Raw genomic sequence first — 16,880 nt, forward strand, 5'->3', positions numbered from 1 at the left:
TATTTTAAGAAAAATTTACAAAAAATTTTGCGGTGGTGAATCGATACTTTACTGATTGATTTTACATAAATTTCAATCAAGAATGAGATTTAACTCACATTATAATGGCCAATTAAACTAACATTTAACCTTTTAGGAACATTTTCCACACCTGGAATGCTATTTCTGCGATAATAGCAACCGTTTCGTGACAGGAATCACGGAGTTTTTTGTCAAATATGAATTTCTCCAGATGCGTAAATCTATGAGCCTTGTCGCGGTTAACACCCCCAAAAAGACTTTACTATTCAGGCAATACATATTGGCTAAGGAGCAGTGAAATGCGCGTTAACAATGGTTTGACCCCGCAAGAACTCGAGGCTTATGGTATCAGTGACGTACATGATATCGTTTACAACCCAAGCTACGACCTGCTGTATCAGGAAGAGCTCGATCCGAGCCTGACAGGTTATGAGCGCGGGGTGTTAACTAATCTGGGTGCCGTTGCCGTGGATACCGGGATCTTCACCGGGCGTTCACCAAAAGATAAGTATATCGTCCGTGACGATACGACTCGCGATACCTTCTGGTGGGCAGACAAAGGCAAAGGTAAGAACGACAACAAACCTCTCTCTCCGGAAACCTGGCAACATCTGAAAGGCCTGGTGACCAAACAGCTTTCCGGCAAACGCCTGTTCGTGGTTGATGCTTTCTGTGGCGCTAACCCGGATACTCGCCTTTCCGTACGTTTCATCACCGAAGTGGCCTGGCAAGCGCATTTCGTCAAGAACATGTTTATTCGCCCGAGTGATGAAGAGCTGGAAGGTTTCAAACCTGACTTTATCGTCATGAACGGCGCGAAGTGCACCAACCCGCAGTGGAAAGAACAGGGTCTGAACTCTGAAAACTTCGTGGCGTTTAACCTCACCGAGCGCATGCAGTTGATTGGTGGCACCTGGTACGGCGGCGAAATGAAGAAAGGGATGTTCTCAATGATGAACTACCTGCTGCCGCTGAAAGGTATCGCTTCTATGCACTGCTCCGCCAACGTTGGCGAGAAAGGCGATGTTGCGGTGTTCTTCGGCCTTTCCGGCACCGGTAAAACCACCCTTTCCACCGACCCGAAACGTCGCCTGATTGGCGATGACGAGCACGGCTGGGACGATGACGGTGTGTTTAACTTCGAAGGCGGCTGCTACGCGAAAACCATTAAACTGTCGAAAGAAGCAGAGCCAGAAATCTATGGCGCTATCCGTCGCGATGCACTGCTGGAAAACGTCACTGTACGTGAAGATGGCACCATCGACTTTGATGATGGTTCAAAAACCGAGAACACCCGCGTTTCTTATCCGATCTATCACATCGATAACATCGTTAAGCCAGTTTCCAAAGCGGGCCACGCGACTAAAGTTATCTTCCTGACCGCAGATGCTTTTGGCGTACTGCCGCCGGTTTCTCGCCTGACTGCCGATCAAACTCAGTACCACTTCCTCTCAGGCTTCACCGCCAAACTGGCTGGTACAGAGCGTGGCATCACCGAACCGACACCAACCTTCTCTGCCTGCTTCGGCGCGGCATTCCTGTCGCTGCACCCAACTCAGTACGCAGAAGTGCTGGTAAAACGTATGCAGGCAGCGGGCGCGCAGGCATATCTGGTTAACACTGGCTGGAACGGCACTGGCAAACGTATCTCCATTAAAGATACCCGCGCCATTATCGACGCCATCCTCAACGGTTCGCTGGATAACGCAGAAACCTTCACTCTGCCGATGTTTAACCTGGCGATCCCGACCGAACTGCCGGGCGTAGACACGAAGATCCTCGATCCGCGTAACACCTACGCTTCTCCGGAACAGTGGCAGGAAAAAGCTGAAACGCTGGCGAAACTGTTTATCGACAACTTCGATAAATACACCGACACCCCAGCGGGTGCCGCGCTGGTAGCGGCTGGTCCGAAGCTGTAATCAGCAGATATCTCACTGGCCCCTTATCCAAACGGATAAGGGGTTTTTTTATATCTAATTAGCTACCAATATGTACATGGTACACTTATAATTATCAATAGACCGCAGGATGCATTATGTTCACGTTTATTGAACTACAAGGATTTAGCAAACGCCGCCAGTTATTGTTGCCTGATGATGAGTTCCGGGCTTTTCAGGAACTACTCATTCAAGATCCATCTGCCGGTGACATTATCGCGGGCACAGGCAGTTTCAGAAAAATTCGCTGGAACCGTTCTGGAATGGGGAAACGGGGTGGCATTCGGATAATTTATTACAACGTGACACGCAATGGCCGAATTTATCTGGCGTTGATTTATCCTAAAAATGAACAGGATGATTTAACAGAAGAACAAAGAAAGGCATTGAAACTATTGTCCGAGAAGCTGCTTTAATGTTGAAGCTCCACAAATTCCACCATGGCCGAAATGCCAACGGAGACATTGAAAACAGATGAAAGATGAATTATTTGCTGATCTTCTTGCCAGCGCAGAAGAAATGGTACGCATCGAAAAGGGTGAAAAAACGCCTGAACCAGAGCACGTCCATACTTTTAGCGAAATCGATGTAAAAGCGATCCGTGAAGCAACTGGCTTACGCCAGCAAGATTTTGCTGTCGCCGTAGGGGTAAGTTATGACCTGGTAAAAAGCTGGGAAACCAAACGTCGTCAACCTACCGGAGCACCTCGAAAATTGCTCCTGCTTTTGCAAGCGAATCCTTTCATTATCAATCAATTGAAAACAATCTAAAAACGGGAGGTACCTTCGCCTCCCGTTTATTTACCCTTCTTTTGTCGTGCCCTGCGCCCGCGTTACCGGTAATGGCAGCCAGGCGCGAATGGAAAGCCCGCCCCGCTCGCTGGTGCCAAGCTCCAGCATCCCGTTATGGTTATCCACGATACGCTGCACAATCGCCAGGCCTAGTCCCGTGCCGCTAATGGTGCGCGCACTGTCGCCGCGGACAAAAGGCTGGAACAGATGCTTACGCTGTTCAGGCTCGATACCCGGACCGTCGTCTTCCACCTGGAACCAGGCGCGATTTGGCTCCGTTCCGCTGCTGACTTTAATCCAGCCATTGCCGTAACGGGCAGCGTTCACCACCATATTCGCCACCGCACGTTTGATTGACAGCGGATGCATTTTCACTTCTATGCAGTCAGGATAAAGCGCGGTATCAATTTCACGCTCATAGCCACTTTCCGCGGCAATCACCTCACCAAGCACCGCATTAAGATCCGCCAGTTCCATTGGCATCTCCTGCCCGGTGCGCAGGTAGTCGATAAACTGCTCAATGATGGCGTTGCACTCTTCGATATCTTTGTTGATCGATTCCGCCAGGTAGCCATCCTGCTCGCTCATCATCTCGGTCGCCAGGCGAATACGCGTCAGTGGCGTGCGCAGGTCATGACTTACCCCTGCCATCAGCAGCGTGCGGTCATCCGCCAGTTGCTTAACACCAGCCGCCATATGGTTGAAGGCTCGGGTAACCGAACGCACCTCCGAAGCGCCATATTCACGCAGCGGCGGCGGAATAATCCCTTTACCGACCTGCAAAGCAGCATGTTCGAGATCGACCAACGGTCGGTTCTGAATACGAATAAACAGCCACGCCCCGCCAATCGCCATCAGCATAATCGCCAGCGTATAGCGGAACAGCGGGGAGAAATCGCCCTGATGAATTTCGGTCAGCGGCACGCGTACCCAGATATTGGGCGACAGCCAGGTTTTCAGCCAGACAACAGGCGAGCTTTTGTTAACCTCGACGCGAACTTCCGTCGGACCGCCCAGCTGCTGCGCCATCTGATGGCTTAAGAATTCATAGTGTTGCGCCCAACGCAGCCCGGCCTCTTCGGCAGCTTCGTTGGAATAGAGAGAGATCCCCAGCTCACGGTAGATCTCCCGACGGAAAGCGGGAGGCACAACCAGCTGCGTGCCGTCCTCCAGTTGCAGTTTGTCGGTCATCAACATACGCACTTCGTACGCGAGGACTTTATTAAACTGCTGGAGGCTCGGCAAAATCGCGAAGTTCAGCACCACCAGATAAGTCGTCACCAGGCTGACGAACAGCAAGGTGACGATGAGCAATAACGTGCGGGCAAATGAACTTCGTGGCGAGAAGCGCAATCGCCTCATGCTTTAGAACCGTCCGGCACGAAAACGTAGCCCAGACCCCAAACGGTCTGAATGTAACGCGGATGCGCCGGATCTTCTTCCACCATGCGGCGCAGACGAGAGATCTGCACGTCGATGGAACGTTCCATTGCGGAATATTCACGGCCACGGGCAAGGTTCATCAGCTTATCGCGGGAGAGCGGCTCACGCGGGTGGCTGACCAGCGCCTTCAGAACCGCAAATTCACCGCTGGTCAGCGGCATCGGTTCATCTTCGCGGAACATTTCACGCGTACCCAGGTTAAGTTTGAACTTACCGAAAGCAATCACAGCTTCTTCCTGTGACGGCGCACCCGGCAGTTCATTCGCCTGACGACGCAGCACCGCACGGATGCGGGCCAGCAATTCACGCGGGTTAAATGGTTTTGGAATGTAATCGTCAGCACCAATTTCCAGGCCAACGATACGGTCAACTTCTTCCCCTTTCGCCGTTACCATAATGATCGGCATCGGATTACTCTGGCTACGAAGACGTCGGCAAATCGACAAACCATCTTCACCAGGTAACATCAAATCCAGTACCATAAGATGGAAAGATTCACGAGTCAGCAGGCGATCCATCTGTTCTGCATTAGCGACGCTTCGAACCTGGAAGCCTTGTTCGGTGAGATAACGCTCCAGCAGCGCACGCAAGCGCATGTCGTCATCGACCACCAGAATCTTGTAGTTCTCTTGCATTGTTTGTACTCCCAAAGGTTCGCAACAATTTGTAAGCGTGTATTCTTAAAAAAGCTCACGTTCGTCACCAGCTAAATCTGGTATGAATTTCAGCCTAAATTGTTACAAAGCATATTAAACAGCGGCTTAAGTATACAATTTATTCAGCGAAACATTATTGATTCTGTTGATATGATCACGTTATACCCAATGTGCGCATTATCAAACAGACAAAGGGAATCAACGAGATGAAAACGCCCCTGGTTACCCGGGAAGGGTATGAAAAACTCAAACAAGAGCTAAATTATCTCTGGCGTGAAGAGCGCCCGGAAGTCACAAAGAAGGTGACCTGGGCCGCAAGTCTGGGCGACCGCAGCGAAAATGCTGACTATCAGTATAATAAAAAGCGCCTGCGTGAAATCGACCGTCGTGTGCGCTATCTCACTAAATGCATGGAGAATCTCAAAATCGTCGATTACTCGCCCCAGCAGGAAGGTAGAGTTTTCTTTGGCGCGTGGGTAGAGATTGAAAACGACGATGGCGTGACTCACCGTTTCCGTATCGTCGGCTACGATGAAATCTTTGGCCGCAAAGATTACATCTCTATCGATTCCCCGATGGCCCGCGCATTGCTGAAAAAAGAGGTGGGCGATCTGGCGGTGGTGAATACCCCTGCCGGGGAAGCGAGCTGGTATGTTAATGCTATCGAGTACGTGAAACCGTAAGGAAGAGTCTTAACCTCCTGCCGATGGCTGGCATTTTTGCCAGCCAGTCCGTATAACTATCCCCTGATTTTTGATCCGAAAAGATGAACTCAAACCATGATGAATGATTCGTTCTGCCGCATTATTGCGGGTGAAATCCAGGCGCGCCCGGAACAGGTTGACGCTGCCGTTCGCCTGCTTGACGAAGGGAATACCGTGCCGTTTATCGCACGTTATCGTAAGGAAATCACCGGCGGTCTGGATGACACGCAGCTGCGTAATCTGGAAACGCGTCTGAGCTATCTGCGCGAGCTGGAAGAGAGACGTCAGGCTATTCTCAAGTCCATTTCTGAGCAAGGTAAACTCACCGACGAGCTGGCGAATGCCATCAACGCTACCTTGAGCAAAACCGAACTCGAAGACCTTTACCTGCCCTACAAACCGAAACGTCGTACCCGCGGGCAAATCGCCATTGAAGCAGGGCTTGAGCCGTTGGCTGACCTACTGTGGAGCGATCCATCACACACGCCAGAAGTCGCCGCTGCACAATATGTTGATGCCGATAAAGGCGTGGCAGATACCAAAGCCGCGTTGGACGGCGCGCGCTATATCCTGATGGAACGCTTTGCCGAAGATGCCGCGCTGCTGGCGAAAGTGCGTGATTATCTGTGGAAGAACGCGCATCTGGTGTCGACCGTAGTGAACGGTAAAGAAGAGGAAGGCGCGAAATTCCGCGACTATTTCGATCATCACGAACCGCTGTCAACGGTGCCTTCTCACCGCGCGCTGGCGATGTTCCGTGGTCGTAACGAAGGCATACTCCAGCTTTCGCTGAATGCCGATCCGCAGTTCGATGAGCCGCCAAAAGAGAGCTATTGCGAGCAAATCATCATGGATCATCTCGGCCTGCGCCTGAACAATGCCCCGGCGGATAGCTGGCGCAAAGGCGTGGTGAGCTGGACGTGGCGCATCAAGGTGCTGATGCACCTGGAAACAGAACTGATGGGAACCGTGCGCGAACGTGCGGAAGATGAAGCGATTAATGTCTTTGCCCGTAACCTGCACGATCTGCTGATGGCGGCCCCTGCCGGACTGCGTGCGACGATGGGCCTCGATCCGGGTCTGCGTACCGGGGTAAAAGTAGCGGTGGTCGACGCAACGGGCAAACTGGTAGCAACCGATACCATTTATCCGCACACCGGACAGGCCGCAAAGGCGGCGATGACCGTTGCCGCCCTGTGTGAAAAACATAATGTTGAACTGGTAGCGATCGGTAACGGTACGGCTTCCCGCGAAACCGAGCGTTTCTATCTTGATGTCCAGAAGCAGTTCCCGAAGGTTACCGCGCAGAAAGTGATCGTCAGCGAAGCTGGCGCGTCGGTTTACTCGGCTTCCGAGCTGGCAGCGCAGGAGTTCCCGGATCTCGACGTTTCTCTGCGTGGCGCAGTATCTATCGCCCGCCGTTTGCAGGATCCGCTGGCGGAGCTGGTGAAAATCGATCCGAAATCTATCGGCGTTGGTCAGTATCAGCATGACGTCAGCCAGACGCAGCTGGCCCGCAAGCTGGATGCAGTAGTAGAAGACTGCGTAAACGCCGTTGGCGTTGATCTGAATACTGCTTCTGTTCCGCTGTTAACTCGCGTGGCGGGCCTGACGCGCATGATGGCGCAAAACATCGTGGCCTGGCGCGATGAAAATGGTCAGTTCCAGAACCGTCAGCAACTGTTAAAAGTGAGCCGTCTGGGGCCGAAAGCCTTCGAACAGTGCGCGGGCTTCTTGCGCATTAACCACGGCGATAACCCGCTGGACGCGTCTACCGTTCACCCGGAAGCCTATCCGGTGGTGGAACGCATTCTGGCAGCAACACAGCAGGCGCTGAAAGATCTGATGGGTAACAGCAGTGAACTGCGTAATCTGAAAGCGTCTGATTTCACCGATGAGAAATTCGGTGTGCCGACAGTAACCGACATCATCAAAGAGCTGGAAAAACCGGGTCGCGATCCGCGTCCGGAATTTAAAACCGCTCAGTTTGCTGATGGCGTCGAAACGATGAACGACCTGCAACCGGGTATGATCCTCGAAGGTGCTGTCACCAACGTCACCAATTTTGGTGCTTTTATTGATATCGGCGTACATCAGGACGGCCTGGTTCACATCTCTTCTTTGTCGAACAAGTTTGTGGAAGATCCGCATACCGTGGTGAAAGCAGGCGACATTGTGAAGGTGAAAGTGCTGGAAGTGGATCTTCAGCGTAAACGTATCGCCCTGACCATGCGTCTGGACGAGCAGCCTGGCGAAACCAACGCTCGTCGCGGCGGCGGTAACGATCGCCCGCAAAACAACCGCCCGGCAGCCAAACCGCGTGGGCGTGAAGCGCAGCCTGCCGGTAATAGCGCGATGATGGATGCGCTGGCGGCAGCAATGGGCAAAAAACGTTAAACGCTCCGACTGGCCTACGGTTCGAATTTGCACGAAATCGTAGGCCAGATAAGGCGTTCACGCCACATCTGGCAACGAACGCCTTGCCTGACATAAAAATGCCGGAGAATATCTCCGGCATTTTTATTCCGCAACGAAACTCACACTATATTTCGTTAATATTTATCACAACATTAACAATTGAAACCTTAATAAAACATTAAGCAGCCATAATAATTCGTCCTCCGAATTATATTTTTGCTCCGATATAACCTTGAGCCACATCAACATTCACGCAGATTATTATCTAAACCAACATTCGCACACATTTTAAGTATTGCTGATAGAAACCATTCTCATTATCATTGTACTGTTGATTATTTAATCTCTCCTTCGTTGGCAAATCATCTGGTCCCATGTCGCTGTCAAACGCCCCATGAGGTAGTTATCCAGTTAATGAGAAACAAGTAGGCACCTATGCAATACACTCCAGATACTGCGTGGAAAATCACTGGCTTTTCCCGTGAAATCAGCCCGGCATATCGTCAGAAGCTGCTTTCTCTTGGCATGTTACCTGGCTCCTCTTTTAATGTGGTGCGCGTCGCTCCACTCGGCGATCCCATTCATATCGAAACCCGTCGTGTAAGCCTGGTATTACGCAAAAAAGATCTGGCCTTATTAGAAGTGGAAGCGGTTTCCTGTTAATACGGTGATAACAACAATGAAAAAATTAACCATTGGCTTAATTGGTAATCCAAATTCTGGCAAGACAACCTTATTTAACCAGCTCACCGGAGCACGTCAGCGTGTAGGAAACTGGGCTGGCGTTACCGTCGAACGTAAAGAGGGTCAGTTTTCCACCACCGATCATCAGGTCACGCTGGTGGACCTGCCCGGTACTTATTCTCTGACTACTATTTCATCGCAGACGTCGTTGGACGAGCAAATCGCCTGCCACTACATTTTGAGTGGCGACGCCGATCTGCTGATTAACGTGGTGGATGCGTCTAACCTTGAGCGTAACCTTTACCTGACGCTGCAGCTGCTGGAACTCGGTATTCCCTGCATCGTGGCGCTGAACATGCTCGACATTGCCGAGAAGCAAAATATTCGCATTGAAATTGATGCGCTGTCGGCGCGTCTTGGCTGCCCGGTGATCCCGCTGGTTTCCACGCGTGGTCGCGGTATCGAAGCTCTGAAACTGGCGATTGACCGCTACAAAGCCAACGACAATGTAGAACTGGTGCATTACGCACAGCCGCTGCTCAACGAAGCAGATTCACTGGCAAAAGTGATGCCGTCCGACATTCCGCTCAAACAGCGTCGCTGGCTGGGTCTGCAAATGCTGGAAGGCGATATCTACAGCCGCGCCTACGCCGGTGAAGCGTCGCAGCATCTGGATGCCGCCCTCGCCCGTCTGCGTAATGAGATGGACGATCCGGCGCTGCATATTGCCGATGCGCGTTACCAGTGTATTGCTGCTATCTGCGATGTGGTAAGCAACACGCTGACGGCAGAACCCAGTCGCTTCACCACGGCAGTGGATAAAATCGTGCTCAACCGTTTCCTCGGGCTGCCGATTTTCCTCTTTGTGATGTACCTGATGTTCCTGCTGGCTATCAACATCGGCGGGGCGTTACAGCCGCTGTTTGACGTCGGCTCCGTGGCGCTATTTGTGCATGGTATTCAGTGGATTGGCTACACGCTCCACTTCCCGGACTGGCTGACTATCTTCCTCGCCCAGGGCCTGGGCGGCGGTATTAACACCGTGCTGCCACTGGTGCCGCAGATCGGCATGATGTATCTGTTCCTCTCCTTCCTCGAGGACTCCGGTTATATGGCGCGTGCGGCGTTTGTGATGGACCGTCTGATGCAGGCGTTGGGCTTGCCGGGGAAATCCTTTGTGCCGCTGATCGTCGGCTTCGGTTGTAACGTGCCGTCTGTGATGGGTGCGCGAACTCTTGATGCGCCGCGTGAACGCCTGATGACCATTATGATGGCACCGTTTATGTCCTGCGGCGCGCGTCTGGCTATCTTCGCAGTATTTGCGGCTGCCTTCTTCGGGCAGAACGGCGCGCTGGCGGTCTTCTCGCTGTATATGCTGGGTATCGTGATGGCGGTGCTGACTGGCCTGATGCTCAAGTACACCATCATGCGCGGTGAAGCGACGCCGTTTGTCATGGAGTTGCCGGTCTATCATGTACCACACGTTAAAAGCCTGATTATCCAGACCTGGCAGCGTCTGAAAGGCTTCGTTCTGCGTGCTGGTAAAGTGATCATCATCGTCAGCATTTTCCTGAGCGCCTTCAACAGCTTCTCGTTGAGCGGGAAAATCGTCGATAACATCAACGACTCGGCACTGGCTTCCGTTAGCCGTGTGATCACCCCGGTCTTCAAACCGATTGGCGTACATGAAGATAACTGGCAGGCAACGGTTGGCCTGTTTACAGGTGCCATGGCGAAAGAAGTGGTGGTGGGTACGCTCAACACTCTCTACACCGCAGAAAATATTCAGGACGAAGAGTTCAATCCTGCAGAATTTAACCTCGGTGAAGAGCTGTTCAGCGCGGTAGATGAAACCTGGCAGAGCCTGAAAGACACCTTCAGTCTTAGCGTACTGATGAACCCCATTGAAGCAAGCAAAGGCGACGGCGAAATGGGTACCGGGGCGATGGGCGTGATGGATCAGAAATTCGGTAGCGCAGCTGCCGCTTACAGCTACCTGATTTTCGTCCTGCTGTATGTACCGTGCATCTCGGTGATGGGAGCCATCGCCCGTGAATCAAGCCGTGGCTGGATGGGCTTCTCCATCCTGTGGGGGCTGAATATCGCTTACTCGCTGGCAACATTGTTCTATCAGGTTGCCAGCTACAGCCAGCATCCAACCTACAGCCTGGTGTGCATTCTGGCGGTTATCCTGTTTAACATCGTGGTTATCGGTTTGCTGCGCCGCGCGCGTAGCCGGGTGGATATCGAACTGCTGGCAACGCGCAAATCGGTAAGCAGTTGCTGTGCAGCCAGCACCACTGGCGATTGCCACTAAGGATACAGCAATGGCTTCGCTCATTCAGGTGCGTGATTTGCTGGCGTTACGGGGCCGTATGGAAGCGGCCCAGATAAGCCAGACATTGAACACTCCACAGCCAATGATTAACGCCATGCTGCAACAACTGGAAAGTATGGGCAAAGCAGTGCGGATTCAGGAAGAACCTGACGGCTGCCTCTCCGGCAGTTGTAAAAGCTGCCCGGAAGGAAAAGCCTGCCTGCGCGAGTGGTGGGCGCTGCGTTAACCTTACTCCACCGCCTGTTTTGAAAAGCCCGGTATGCGTTTGCTACCGGGCTTTTTTTGCGTGCGGCTTTCCATAAAAATGCAATTCTTGCAGCACAGCGTAAGTTCCTCTGAAAGCGTCTCGCAGGGATGAAAACTGGCTAATGCACAGGTGTGGAGTGGCGCGTAGAGTCGCGGCATTCAAACAACAGGTGAAGGAACGCCATGAGCAAAAAGCAGAGTTCCACCCCACACGATGCACTGTTCAAACTCTTTTTACGCCAACCGGACACGGCACGCGATTTTCTTGCGTTCCATTTACCGGCCCCCATTCACGCGCTCTGTGATATGAAAACCCTCAAGCTGGAGTCGAGCAGTTATATTGATGACGATCTGCGTGAAAGCTACTCCGACGTGCTGTGGTCGGTGAAAACCGAGCAAGGACCAGGATACATCTATTGCCTGATTGAACATCAAAGCACCTCAAACAAACTGATCGCATTTCGCATGATGCGTTACGCCATTGCCGCAATGCAAAACCACCTTGATGCCGGATACAAAACGTTGCCGATGGTGGTGCCGTTGTTGTTTTACCATGGTATTGAAAGCCCCTATCCCTATTCGCTGTGTTGGCTGGATTGTTTTGCCGATCCCAAACTGGCAAGGCAGCTCTATGCCTCTGCATTTCCGCTGATTGATGTCACCGTCATGCCTGATGATGAAATCATGCAGCACCGACGTATGGCGCTTTTGGAGTTAATTCAAAAACATATACGCCAACGCGATCTGTTAGGGCTGGTAGAGCAAATGGCCTGCTTATTAAGTAGTGGATACGCTAATGACAGACAAATCAAAGGGCTGTTTAATTACATATTGCAAACCGGCGATGCGGTACGTTTTAACGATTTTATCGACGGTGTGGCCGAACGTTCACCGAAACACAAGGTGAGTTTGATGACTATTGCGGAAAGATTGCGGCAGGAGGGAGAACAATCCAAAGCCCTACATATAGCCAAAATAATGCTTGAGTCGGGAGTCCCTCTTGCAGACATCATGCGCTTTACCGGGGTGTCAGAAGAAGAGTTGGCTGCGGCGAGTCAGTAGACACTATCCCCTGCTTAAGTGCTACTTTGTGCTATCTTGTATGTAACACAAAGTAGCACTTAAGGAACTAATATGCAGACAGTGAAATTACGGCAACAAGGAGGAGCCATGATCGTTACTATCCCACGAGATCTTGCCACCGATCTTGGCTGGTCACCGGGCACAGAGCTTACCGTGGAGAAAAAAGGCGATAGCGTTAATTTGCGCGCAACAGAGCACAAACCACGTGGGCGTCTTACCGTCGCGCAGTTGTTGAGCCAGATCGATGAAAACGAAATTACGGAGTTAAATCAGTCCACAGAAGGATGGGCTGAAGGAAAAAAAGGTAATGAAGCATGGTAAAGGCAAGGACGCCACATCGTGGAGAGATATGGTATTTTAACCCTGATCCGGTTGCCGGACATGAACTTCGCGGACCACATTATTGCATTGTGGTAACGGACAAAGAACTCAACAATGTTTTAAAAGTTGCTATGTGCTGTCCAATTTCAACAGGCGCAAATGCAGCGCGTTCCACAGGGGTGACAGTGAGCGTCCTCCCCCATGATACGCAAACCGGTAGCCTGCATGGCGTTGTACTTTGTCACCAGCTAAAAGCCGTCGATCTTATTGCCCGTGGCGCTAAATTTCATACCGTTGCCGATGAAGCATTGATTAGTGAAGTTATCAGTAAACTGGTGAATTTAATCGACCCACAATAATTAGCTCTCACTTACCACCTACACCCTCTGCTTCAACGCCACCAGCAGGTGACAAAACTCGACCGGATGCGAAATAAACGGCGCATGGGCCGCTTTGGCGAAGATGTATGACTCGCTGTGCGGCCAGAGTTCATCCAGCATCGGCACCACTTTGCGCGGCACCAGACCGTCGAGATAGCCATACAATCGCAAAAACGGCATGGGTACGTTTTGCAACGACTGACGGAGATCGACCGTTTTCAGAATTTCCAGCCCACCATTAAGCACGTCAACCTCCGGCATCGGCAGCGCCAGAACGGTTTTCTTCAGCGCTCGCGCATCCTGGCGTGCCGTTTCTGTACCCATGGTTTGTAACGCAAGGAACCGTTCTACTGTGCGCTGAAAATCTTCACTCAGTTGCTGCTGGAAACCTGCCAGCACGTCCGGTTTTATCCCCGGCCAGCCGTCACGAGCACTAAAACACGGTGACGATGCCACGGTAACCAACGCCTGAACATGCTCGGGATGGGTTAACGCAATCTGGCTTGCCACCAGTCCACCCAGACTCCAGCCCAGCCAGATGGCCTTATCCGGCGCCTGTTGCAGCACCACTTCAGCCATATCAGCAAGCGACATCGCACCAAATCCCTGGCTGCGCCCGAAGCCAGGAAGATCAACAAGATGCAACGTAAAATGCGAGCTAAGTTCCTCGTCAATGCAACGCCACACTTCGGCATTCAGTCCCCATCCGTGCAGCAGCACAAGATGAACATTCCCCTGACCTTTGGTCTGCCACCAGATGTTATTCATCCGCTATTGTTCTCTTTTTACTTACAAGGATGAACATATGCTAACAGTACCGGGATTATGCTGGCTATGCCGAATGCCGCTGGCGTTAGGTCACTGGGGGATTTGTTCGGTATGCTCTCGTGCCGCCCGTACAGATAAAACGCTATGCCCACAATGTGGATTACCTGCCACACACTCACATCTTCCTTGCGGTCGCTGCCTGCAAAAACCGCCGCCCTGGCAAAGACTGGTCACGGTCGCCGACTATGCGCCCCCCTTAAGTCCGCTCATCCACCAGCTTAAGTTTTCGCTACGCAGCGAAATCGCCAGCGCCCTGTCACGTCTGTTACTATTAGAAGTCTTACACGCCCGTCGGACTACCGGATTACAACTGCCGGATCGCATCGTCAGCGTCCCGTTATGGCAGCGCCGTCACTGGCGTCGGGGGTTTAATCAGAGCGACTTGCTGTGTCAGCCGTTATCACGCTGGTTGAATTGCCAATGGGATAGCGAAGCCGTCATGCGTACACGAGCCACTGCGACCCAGCATTTCCTCAGCGCCCGACTACGCAGACGCAATCTGAAGAATGCTTTTCGCCTTGAATTGCCCGTGCAAGGTCGCCATATGGTGATTGTGGATGATGTCGTTACCACCGGAAGTACCGTCGCAGAGATTGCGCAGCTGCTTTTACGCAATGGTGCGGCGACAGTCCAGGTCTGGTGCCTTTGTCGAACCTTGTAGAGCCTCGATGATGGGCGTATTATAACCAACTAAAATAGTCAACTATTAGGCCATTACTATGATCCGTATTTCCGATGCTGCACAAGCGCACTTTGCCAAACTGCTGGCAAACCAGGAAGAAGGGACACAAATCCGCGTATTTGTGATTAACCCTGGCACGCCTAACGCTGAATGTGGTGTTTCTTATTGTCCGCCGGACGCTGTGGAAGCCACCGATACCGCCCTGAAATTTGACCTGCTGACCGCGTATGTTGATGAGTTAAGCGCACCTTACCTGGAAGATGCAGAGATTGATTTTGTTACCGACCAGTTGGGTTCTCAGCTGACGCTGAAAGCACCAAACGCCAAAATGCGTAAAGTGGCTGACGATGCGCCGCTGATGGAGCGTGTGGAGTACATGCTGCAATCGCAGATCAACCCGCAACTTGCCGGTCACGGTGGTCGCGTTTCGCTGATGGAAATCACCGAAGACGGCTACGCCATTCTGCAATTCGGTGGCGGCTGTAACGGTTGTTCTATGGTCGATGTGACGCTGAAAGAAGGGATCGAGAAGCAGCTGCTGAACGAATTCCCGGAGCTGAAAGGTGTACGCGATCTCACCGAACACCAGCGCGGCGAGCACTCTTACTACTAAGTTACCCTCTCTTTTGTAGATTGCCCGATGCGACGCTAAAGCGTCTTTTCGGGCCATCTGCCAGGCATTAGCGCTATATTGGCTCGGCAAATCCATCCCTTCGTTTCCCCGCGATAATATGACCAACCTCTCATAATTTAAATTTACCCCGCTCTGGTGATTCTCAAGCACGCAATGTTACCCGTATCATTCCTATGGGCACCAAACACACTCATAACATTTGACTACACTAATTCGTTTTAGGAGTCATCAGCCGTGGTGCCGTTGTATCTCTGTTCCCAGTTGGGACAACCAGGATTTGTCGTCAGAAACTTGACGTTACCCATAACAAATTAAAGGCCAGGTAAATCATGCCATTAGTCATTGTTGCTATCGGTGTAATCTTGTTATTACTCCTGATGATCCGCTTCAAAATGAACGGCTTCATCGCCCTCGTCCTGGTGGCGCTTGCTGTTGGATTAATGCAAGGGATGCCGCTGGATAAAGTTATTGGCTCTATCAAAGCCGGTGTCGGCGGGACGCTCGGCAGCCTTGCCCTGATCATGGGTTTTGGCGCGATGCTGGGCAAAATGCTGGCAGACTGTGGCGGTGCACAACGTATCGCCACCACGCTGATTGCCAAATTTGGTAAAAAACATATCCAGTGGGCCGTGGTACTAACCGGTTTTACCGTTGGTTTTGCCCTGTTCTATGAAGTGGGCTTCGTACTGATGCTGCCGCTGGTGTTCACCATCGCTGCTGCGGCAAATATCCCGCTGCTGTATGTTGGTGTACCGATGGCCGCTGCGCTGTCTGTCACCCACGGCTTCCTGCCGCCGCATCCGGGCCCGACTGCGATTGCCACCATTTTCAATGCCGATATGGGTAAAACCCTGCTGTACGGCACCATTCTGGCAATCCCGACCGTGATTCTCGCGGGTCCGGTTTACGCTCGCGTGCTGAAAGGTATCGATAAGCCAATCCCGGAAGGTCTGTACAGCGCGAAAACCTTCAGCGAAGAAGAGATGCCGAGCTTTGGCGTCAGCGTCTGGACTTCTCTGGTGCCAGTTGTGCTGATGGCGATGCGTGCGATTGCCGAAATGATCCTGCCGAAAGGTCACGCTTTCCTGCCGGTGGCGGAATTCCTCGGTGACCCGGTAATGGCAACGCTGATTGCCGTGCTGATTGCGATGTTCACCTTTGGTCTGAACCGTGGCCGTTCAATGGATCAGATTAACGACACGCTGGTTTCTTCCATCAAAATCATTGCGATGATGCTGTTGATCATCGGTGGTGGCGGTGCGTTCAAGCAGGTGCTGGTAGACAGCGGCGTGGACAAATACATTGCTTCCATGATGCACGAAACCAACATTTCTCCGCTGCTGATGGCCTGGTCGATTGCTGCCGTACTGCGTATCGCGCTGGGTTCCGCAACCGTTGCGGCAATCACTGCAGGTGGTATCGCTGCGCCGCTGATTGCAACGACAGGCGTTAGCCCAGAGCTGATGGTTATTGCGGTTGGTTCCGGTAGTGTGATTTTCTCGCACGTGAACGATCCGGGCTTCTGGCTGTTCAAAGAGTACTTTAACCTGACTATCGGCGAGACCATCAAATCCTGGTCGATGCTGGAAACCATTATCTCAGTGTGCGGTCTGGTTGGCTGTCTGCTGCTGAATATGGTGATTTGATAACACTGATGGCCGGATGCGGCGTGACCGCCTTATCCGGCCTACGATTCGGCATTAATTAGTA

Annotated in this window: 17 protein-coding genes; 14 read left to right on the plus strand and 3 right to left on the minus strand. The window is 52.0% G+C overall.

Annotated elements, in window-relative coordinates; genetic code table 11:
- The first annotated feature begins 320 nt into the window (after nt 1-320).
- The 3 genes from pckA (at nt 321) to nadS (ending at nt 2,732) form a co-directional block, all read left to right on the plus strand.
- Nucleotides 321-1,943: a phosphoenolpyruvate carboxykinase (ATP) gene (gene pckA / locus D9734_RS16570; RefSeq protein WP_130208983.1), complete on the plus strand. Its 1,623-nt coding sequence runs from the start codon at nt 321-323 to the stop codon at nt 1,941-1,943.
- A gap of 116 nt (nt 1,944-2,059) precedes the next feature.
- A complete protein-coding gene (locus tag D9734_RS16575; RefSeq protein ID WP_130208985.1) occupies nt 2,060-2,377 on the plus strand; it encodes a type II toxin-antitoxin system RelE/ParE family toxin in 318 nt (105 codons plus the stop codon).
- Between the two features lie 58 nt (nt 2,378-2,435).
- Entirely contained in the window at nt 2,436-2,732 is a 297-nt protein-coding gene (nadS, locus tag D9734_RS16580; RefSeq protein WP_130208987.1) for a NadS family protein, read from the plus strand.
- Between the two features lie 30 nt (nt 2,733-2,762).
- Here nadS and envZ read toward each other — a convergent pair whose 3' ends face one another.
- Both envZ and ompR read right to left on the minus strand, forming a co-directional pair.
- The gene (gene envZ / locus D9734_RS16585) at nt 2,763-4,115 is read right to left on the minus strand and encodes a two-component system sensor histidine kinase EnvZ (RefSeq protein WP_130208989.1); all 1,353 of its coding nucleotides are present in this window, start codon (nt 4,113-4,115) and stop codon (nt 2,763-2,765) included.
- On the minus strand, nt 4,112-4,831 hold the full coding sequence (gene ompR, locus D9734_RS16590) for a two-component system response regulator OmpR (RefSeq protein ID WP_001157751.1): 720 nt from the start codon (nt 4,829-4,831) through the stop codon (nt 4,112-4,114). The genes envZ and ompR overlap by 4 nt, the downstream gene beginning before the upstream one ends.
- 227 nt (nt 4,832-5,058) lie before the next feature.
- Here ompR and greB point away from each other — a divergent pair, with 227 nt between their 5' ends.
- The 8 genes from greB to D9734_RS16630 all read left to right on the plus strand — a co-directional run bounded on the left by greB (nt 5,059) and on the right by D9734_RS16630 (nt 13,005).
- Nucleotides 5,059-5,535 carry a transcription elongation factor GreB gene (gene greB / locus D9734_RS16595; RefSeq protein WP_167850492.1) on the plus strand — a complete coding sequence of 159 codons (477 nt, stop codon included), beginning with the start codon at nt 5,059-5,061 and terminating at the stop codon, nt 5,533-5,535.
- Between the two features lie 96 nt (nt 5,536-5,631).
- Entirely contained in the window at nt 5,632-7,953 is a 2,322-nt protein-coding gene (locus D9734_RS16600) for a Tex family protein (protein WP_130208993.1), read from the plus strand.
- Between the two features lie 456 nt (nt 7,954-8,409).
- Nucleotides 8,410-8,637, plus strand: coding sequence for a ferrous iron transporter A (gene feoA / locus D9734_RS16605; RefSeq protein WP_001200455.1), 228 nt, complete (start codon nt 8,410-8,412; stop codon nt 8,635-8,637).
- Nucleotides 8,638-8,653: 16 nt separating this feature from the next.
- Nucleotides 8,654-10,975, plus strand: a complete 2,322-nt coding sequence (gene feoB / locus D9734_RS16610; RefSeq protein ID WP_000736997.1) for a Fe(2+) transporter permease subunit FeoB — start codon at nt 8,654-8,656, stop codon at nt 10,973-10,975.
- 10 nt (nt 10,976-10,985) lie between these two features.
- Nucleotides 10,986-11,222: a [Fe-S]-dependent transcriptional repressor FeoC gene (gene feoC / locus D9734_RS16615; RefSeq protein WP_000157586.1), complete on the plus strand. Its 237-nt coding sequence runs from the start codon at nt 10,986-10,988 to the stop codon at nt 11,220-11,222.
- Between the two features lie 203 nt (nt 11,223-11,425).
- Nucleotides 11,426-12,304, plus strand: coding sequence for a recombination-promoting nuclease RpnA (gene rpnA / locus D9734_RS16620; RefSeq protein WP_130208995.1), 879 nt, complete (start codon nt 11,426-11,428; stop codon nt 12,302-12,304).
- A 72-nt stretch (nt 12,305-12,376) separates the two neighbouring features.
- Entirely contained in the window at nt 12,377-12,646 is a 270-nt protein-coding gene (locus tag D9734_RS16625) for an AbrB/MazE/SpoVT family DNA-binding domain-containing protein (protein WP_130208997.1), read from the plus strand.
- The gene (locus tag D9734_RS16630; RefSeq protein ID WP_130208999.1) at nt 12,640-13,005 is read left to right on the plus strand and encodes a type II toxin-antitoxin system PemK/MazF family toxin; all 366 of its coding nucleotides are present in this window, start codon (nt 12,640-12,642) and stop codon (nt 13,003-13,005) included. Before D9734_RS16625 ends, D9734_RS16630 begins: the two co-directional genes overlap by 7 nt.
- A gap of 18 nt (nt 13,006-13,023) precedes the next feature.
- Here D9734_RS16630 and bioH read toward each other — a convergent pair whose 3' ends face one another.
- Nucleotides 13,024-13,794 carry a pimeloyl-ACP methyl ester esterase BioH gene (bioH, locus tag D9734_RS16635; RefSeq protein WP_130209001.1) on the minus strand — a complete coding sequence of 257 codons (771 nt, stop codon included), beginning with the start codon at nt 13,792-13,794 and terminating at the stop codon, nt 13,024-13,026.
- Nucleotides 13,795-13,831: 37 nt separating this feature from the next.
- Here bioH and gntX point away from each other — a divergent pair, with 37 nt between their 5' ends.
- The 3 genes from gntX to gntT all read left to right on the plus strand — a co-directional run bounded on the left by gntX (nt 13,832) and on the right by gntT (nt 16,816).
- Nucleotides 13,832-14,515 (plus strand): DNA utilization protein GntX, encoded by a 684-nt coding sequence (gene gntX, locus D9734_RS16640; RefSeq protein ID WP_130209003.1) that lies wholly within the window; start codon nt 13,832-13,834, stop codon nt 14,513-14,515.
- Nucleotides 14,516-14,573: 58 nt separating this feature from the next.
- Complete coding sequence (gene nfuA, locus D9734_RS16645; protein WP_000619389.1) at nt 14,574-15,149, plus strand: Fe-S biogenesis protein NfuA; 576 nt, start codon at nt 14,574-14,576, stop codon at nt 15,147-15,149.
- A 350-nt stretch (nt 15,150-15,499) separates the two neighbouring features.
- Complete coding sequence (gene gntT, locus D9734_RS16650; protein WP_001131743.1) at nt 15,500-16,816, plus strand: gluconate transporter; 1,317 nt, start codon at nt 15,500-15,502, stop codon at nt 16,814-16,816.
- Nucleotides 16,817-16,880 lie beyond the last annotated feature (64 nt).

The organism is Escherichia sp. E14S1 (assembly GCF_004211995.1).
Taxonomy (GTDB): Bacteria; Pseudomonadota; Gammaproteobacteria; order Enterobacterales; family Enterobacteriaceae; genus Escherichia.

What these genes read in the sequence shown, in the direction of transcription:
- D9734_RS16625 (WP_130208997.1), top strand. Translation starts at nt 12,377, where the DNA reads ATGCAGACAGTGAAATTACGGCAACAAGGAGGAGCCATGATCGTTACT.
- ompR (WP_001157751.1), bottom strand. Translation starts at nt 4,831, where the DNA reads ATGCAAGAGAACTACAAGATTCTGGTGGTCGATGACGACATGCGCTTG.
- feoB (WP_000736997.1), top strand. Translation starts at nt 8,654, where the DNA reads ATGAAAAAATTAACCATTGGCTTAATTGGTAATCCAAATTCTGGCAAG.
- pckA (WP_130208983.1), top strand. Translation starts at nt 321, where the DNA reads ATGCGCGTTAACAATGGTTTGACCCCGCAAGAACTCGAGGCTTATGGT.
- D9734_RS16600 (WP_130208993.1), top strand. Translation starts at nt 5,632, where the DNA reads ATGATGAATGATTCGTTCTGCCGCATTATTGCGGGTGAAATCCAGGCG.
- feoA (WP_001200455.1), top strand. Translation starts at nt 8,410, where the DNA reads ATGCAATACACTCCAGATACTGCGTGGAAAATCACTGGCTTTTCCCGT.
- gntT (WP_001131743.1), top strand. Translation starts at nt 15,500, where the DNA reads ATGCCATTAGTCATTGTTGCTATCGGTGTAATCTTGTTATTACTCCTG.
- rpnA (WP_130208995.1), top strand. Translation starts at nt 11,426, where the DNA reads ATGAGCAAAAAGCAGAGTTCCACCCCACACGATGCACTGTTCAAACTC.
- nfuA (WP_000619389.1), top strand. Translation starts at nt 14,574, where the DNA reads ATGATCCGTATTTCCGATGCTGCACAAGCGCACTTTGCCAAACTGCTG.
- envZ (WP_130208989.1), bottom strand. Translation starts at nt 4,115, where the DNA reads ATGAGGCGATTGCGCTTCTCGCCACGAAGTTCATTTGCCCGCACGTTA.
- greB (WP_167850492.1), top strand. Translation starts at nt 5,059, where the DNA reads ATGAAAACGCCCCTGGTTACCCGGGAAGGGTATGAAAAACTCAAACAA.
- nadS (WP_130208987.1), top strand. Translation starts at nt 2,436, where the DNA reads ATGAAAGATGAATTATTTGCTGATCTTCTTGCCAGCGCAGAAGAAATG.
- feoC (WP_000157586.1), top strand. Translation starts at nt 10,986, where the DNA reads ATGGCTTCGCTCATTCAGGTGCGTGATTTGCTGGCGTTACGGGGCCGT.
- gntX (WP_130209003.1), top strand. Translation starts at nt 13,832, where the DNA reads ATGCTAACAGTACCGGGATTATGCTGGCTATGCCGAATGCCGCTGGCG.
- bioH (WP_130209001.1), bottom strand. Translation starts at nt 13,794, where the DNA reads ATGAATAACATCTGGTGGCAGACCAAAGGTCAGGGGAATGTTCATCTT.
- D9734_RS16575 (WP_130208985.1), top strand. Translation starts at nt 2,060, where the DNA reads ATGTTCACGTTTATTGAACTACAAGGATTTAGCAAACGCCGCCAGTTA.
- D9734_RS16630 (WP_130208999.1), top strand. Translation starts at nt 12,640, where the DNA reads ATGGTAAAGGCAAGGACGCCACATCGTGGAGAGATATGGTATTTTAAC.